This window comes from Streptomyces rimosus subsp. rimosus (genome assembly GCF_000720725.1).
Taxonomy (GTDB): domain Bacteria; phylum Actinomycetota; class Actinomycetes; order Streptomycetales; family Streptomycetaceae; genus Streptomyces; species Streptomyces rimosus_A.
Window position 1 is genome coordinate 1 of the sequence record NZ_JOCQ01000262.1, and the last position, 303, is coordinate 303.

The 303-nt window shown below is 68.3% G+C and carries 1 pseudogene; it reads right to left on the reverse strand.

The features are described from left to right. Positions 1-303, reverse strand: a pseudogene (locus IH45_RS01000000144865) (DNA topoisomerase IV subunit B); the annotation flags it as partial.

A 303-nucleotide genomic window follows, 5' to 3' on the forward strand; every position in this document is an offset into this window, starting at 1 on the left:
CAGGGAGGAGGATTCCAGGGCGGTCTTGCGGCGCTGGGCCTCCTTGTGCTGGCGTGCGGCGATGCGGGTGCGGGCGGCGGCCACGATCTTGTCGAGGACGGCGCGGGCCTGCTGTTTGGCGTCGCGTTTGGTGGAGGTCAGGAATGTTTTGAGTTCCTTGGCCAGGACCTGGGCGACGATGCGGGAGGCGGCGGAGGTGCCCAGTACCTCCTTGGTCTGGCCTTCGAACTGCGGCTCGGCCAGGCGCACGGTGACCACGGCGGTCAGGCCTTCCATGGCGTCGTCCTTGACGACGTCGTCCTC